5 protein-coding genes are annotated in these 3,359 nt (G+C 67.2%); 3 read left to right on the forward strand and 2 right to left on the reverse strand.

Translation table 11 applies throughout. From position 1 onward, the window contains the following. Positions 1 to 192, forward strand: a 192-nt coding sequence (locus tag ABT063_RS51710) for an adenosylhomocysteinase (RefSeq protein WP_351069276.1), incomplete at its 5' end; no start/stop codon positions are given. 16 nt (positions 193 to 208) lie between these two features. Beyond that, a complete protein-coding gene (locus ABT063_RS51715; protein ID WP_351069289.1) occupies positions 209 to 331 on the forward strand; it encodes a hypothetical protein in 123 nt (40 codons plus the stop codon). Positions 332 to 374: 43 nt separating this feature from the next. Here the strand turns inward: ABT063_RS51715 and ABT063_RS51720 are convergent, their stop codons facing one another. Next, a complete protein-coding gene (locus tag ABT063_RS51720) occupies positions 375 to 1,388 on the reverse strand; it encodes an NAD-dependent epimerase/dehydratase family protein (protein ID WP_351069295.1) in 1,014 nt (337 codons plus the stop codon). 17 nt (positions 1,389 to 1,405) lie between these two features. Beyond that, complete coding sequence (locus ABT063_RS51725; RefSeq protein WP_351069290.1) at positions 1,406 to 2,362, reverse strand: ScbA/BarX family gamma-butyrolactone biosynthesis protein; 957 nt, start codon at positions 2,360 to 2,362, stop codon at positions 1,406 to 1,408. A 220-nt stretch (positions 2,363 to 2,582) separates the two neighbouring features. On the opposite strand from ABT063_RS51725, the gene ABT063_RS51730 reads away from it, so the two are divergent. Next, positions 2,583 to 3,257 carry a ScbR family autoregulator-binding transcription factor gene (locus ABT063_RS51730; protein WP_351069293.1) on the forward strand — a complete coding sequence of 225 codons (675 nt, stop codon included), beginning with the start codon at positions 2,583 to 2,585 and terminating at the stop codon, positions 3,255 to 3,257. Positions 3,258 to 3,359: the final 102 nt, after the last annotated feature.

The raw sequence follows: 3,359 nt of genomic DNA on the forward strand, positions 1-3,359 counted from the left end.
ATCGAGCTGTTCACCAAGCCCGACGCGTACCCGACCGACGTCTACGTGCTGCCCAAGCACCTGGACGAGAAGGTCGCCCGTCTCCACCTGGACGCGCTCGGCGTGAAGCTGACCACGCTCCGCCCGGAGCAGGCCGCGTACATCGGCGTGGAGGTCGACGGCCCGTACAAGCCCGACCACTACCGCTACTGAGCGATCAGGAGGACACATGCACGACGAAGAACGGGAGCAGGAACGACACTTCACCGACCACGGGCAGGTCCCCGTCCTCCTTCTGGCCGGCGTGGACGACGATCCCGCCGAGCCGCACATCGTCAGGAGCATCGACTGACGGGCGGGGCGGGCGCCGTTCTCGACGACGCCGCCCCGCCCGTTCACGCACCCGGGCTGCCCGCCATGAGGTCCTCGTACCAGGAGGAACAAGCAGCGAAGCGCTTCTCGAACCCCGGGCCGGGGTCCAGCTCAGCCTTGTGCCAGATCCGGCCCGTGTCGTACCAGTGGTCCTCGGTGAGGAGGGCGTACTGGTGATCGGAGAGTCCAGGTAGCGCGTGGCGCACCAGGGTGCGGTGCTCCGCGCTCGGCACCCAGCGCGGTTCCGGCAAGCCCAGCAGTCCCTGCAGACGTACGAGAAGGCTCCCCATGGACAGCGGTCGGGGGTCGGCCACGTGATACGTCTCACCACCACCGTGCGGCCAAGGCCAACGCGCCAAGGTGACGATGACACGGGCCAGGTCCTCGACCGCGATCACGGAGTTCCTCGCCGACGCTCCTTTGGGCCAGGACGGCACCTGCCGCAGTACACGCACCAAGGTGGGCACGAACCAGCGGTCTCCCGCCCCGTAGACGAGGTGGGGACGCAGAACGGTCCCACCCGCGGCACGCACCTCATCCTCGGCCCGCAGACGCGACGTGCTGGCCGGTGAGGCCGGAGCGGGGTTCAACTGCCCCTCGTGGGGCCCGCGGTGGGGGCCTGCTCCGTAGACGGAAGCGGTGCTGACATAGACGAAACGCCGAACGCCATGTCGGTCGGCCTCCTCGATCAGGGCCCGCGTGCCCAGGTGGTTGACGCCCTCGCACTGCCGGACGTCGCGCCCTACGTAGCTGGCGGCATGAATCACCGTCCCGATCCCCGAGCAGATGCCGCGGAGGGTGGACGGGTCGCCCAGATCCCCGACCACATGCTGCACCTCGGCGGCTTCGGTCACCGCCTGAAGGGGTCTGCGTGACAGCACACGCAGAATGGGGGTGTTCCCACCTGCCGTACGCGCCCGGATCAGCTCTCTCAGCACGGCACTTCCGATGAATCCGGTGCCACCCACCACCAGGACCGCGTCGGCGTCAGTCCCCACAGCGACCCGCTCGAGGCCATTCCGTCTTCTCGGAACCACCGCAGTCATCGACAGACTCACTTCCCCGAGCCGTCATGGACGACGACCCGGCAGGTGGCCACCAGGGATTCGGCCTGGTGGAACTGGACGGAGAGCGAGTGTGTGTTTGACGTGCTCCTGTCAATCCCGAGCGTGGACACATGGCAGGGCGAGTCGAACTCCACGTACTTGTGGAATACGGCATCACAGCCGACAAGCAGCCCCTCCGGGAATCCCAGCGCGGCGAGAGCCGACTGGCGTGCCGCCTCCATCACGACCATGCCGGGGATGTGATCGAGGGGATGGTCGAAGAGCACGGGGTGGTCGGCGTCGGCTCGCAGCTCGCGCACTCCGTCGGTGGACCGCGCACTGAGTACGACGTCGAATTCGCAGGTCCTGCCGACGAGTTCGGGCATCATGCCATTTGGCAGATCGCGCGGCGCGGTCGCCCCCGCACGATCGCCCCGCAGCCGCCGGTAGATGGCCGGACTGACGACGTTCGCCGTCACGCTTCCGGATCCGATGGGCCAACCGTCGCGGTAGCCGACGACGTCATAGGCGTAGGCGGAGACGACGTTCTTGCGGCGCACCACGCTGTGGAGCCTGACATCCAGCACGACGTGCGCGGGCCCCCGCCCCAGTCTGGCGCTCTCCTCGGTGACGTCGAACGACATCGTGTTCGTGAGGAAGCTGAAACCCAAGGGTATGTCGAGGGCTTCATGCGCGAGCAGGAGCCCTACCTGACGAATCGATTCGGCGAACAGCATGGGGTCGTGCCAGCGGGCGGCGACGGCTCCGTAATAGCTGTGGCCCCGCGACCATTGGGCTCCCAACCGGAAGGTGTCCTCGCTACAGCGCCTGACCCCGGTCAGCAACACCTCGGAGATTGCTGCCCGGTGGACCAGCGCGCGGGGGACGGACTGTTCGAAGAGATCTTGTTCGGTGACCTCGGCCCGCATGAAATCGGGCCGGTCGGCTTGCAGAAGTGCAGTCATCCTCTAGCCTCCTGGCATCCGTGTCGAGCACGGCAATAGGGGGGTTGAGCAGGACAGACAGCGACAGCCGCATCGAGCGGCTGGTTCAAGCTTCGGTCAGAAGAATACTAGGCGACTGGTATTTTTTGGCAAGTAGGTGGAGGATGACCGTTGACGGAAGCCGCGGTGATCACCGGAAGGATGGAAGACCACCATCCGCGCCGCGGCAACAGGAGGCGACGTGGCGAGAACACGGCAAGAGCGAGCAGAGATCACCCGGCAGGCGATCCTCGACGGAGCGGCGAATGCCTTCGACGCGGCAGGCTTCGGCATCACCAGCCTGTCGGACATCGCCCAGCAGGCCGGCGTAACCAAGGGCGCCCTGTACTTCCACTTCCCCTCCAAGGAAGCGCTCGCCCAAGCCCTGATGACCGATCAGTTCGATGTCGCGTCAGTGCTCGAGGCAACTGAGCGGCCGGGCGTGCAGACCGCTATCGACCTCACGCATCGGATGGCGTACGACCTGCGCACCAGCGTGCGCGTCCGGGCCGGGATACGGCTGGTCATCGAGCTCGGCTCGTTCACGGATCCCAATCCGACGATCTACAACAAGTGGATCGAGACGGTACGAGATTTCCTTGCCCCTGCGCAGGGACGCGGCGACGTGAAGCCCGACGCCAACGTGACGGACGCCGCGGTCTACGTCGTCGGCGCGTTCGCCGGCGTACAGATCATGTCCCAGGTCCGGACCGGGCGCGAAGACTTGCATCAGCGCGTCGCCGACATGTGGACCTTGCTCCTGCCCGGGCTCGTTCCGGCACGAAGGATCTCCCGGTTCGATCCGACGGGATCCCCGGAATTGCGCGCCTCCCTGGGCCTGCCCGGCGGAGATCGGGAGGCGGTTGTCATCGGCTGATGGCTGCATGCCTCGCGGCGGGGGGGGGGGGGCGCCGCGGCGGCCCCCCGCCGCCGGCGGAGGCCGAGGTGGGCCAGGTTGCCTTGCAGCTGCGGGAGTTGG

The sequence above is a fragment of the Streptomyces sp. NPDC002838 genome (assembly GCF_040295365.1).
GTDB lineage: Bacteria > Actinomycetota > Actinomycetes > Streptomycetales > Streptomycetaceae > Streptomyces.

What these genes read in the sequence shown, in the direction of transcription:
- ABT063_RS51715 (WP_351069289.1), top strand. Translation starts at nt 209, where the DNA reads ATGCACGACGAAGAACGGGAGCAGGAACGACACTTCACCGACCACGGG.
- ABT063_RS51725 (WP_351069290.1), bottom strand. Translation starts at nt 2,362, where the DNA reads ATGACTGCACTTCTGCAAGCCGACCGGCCCGATTTCATGCGGGCCGAG.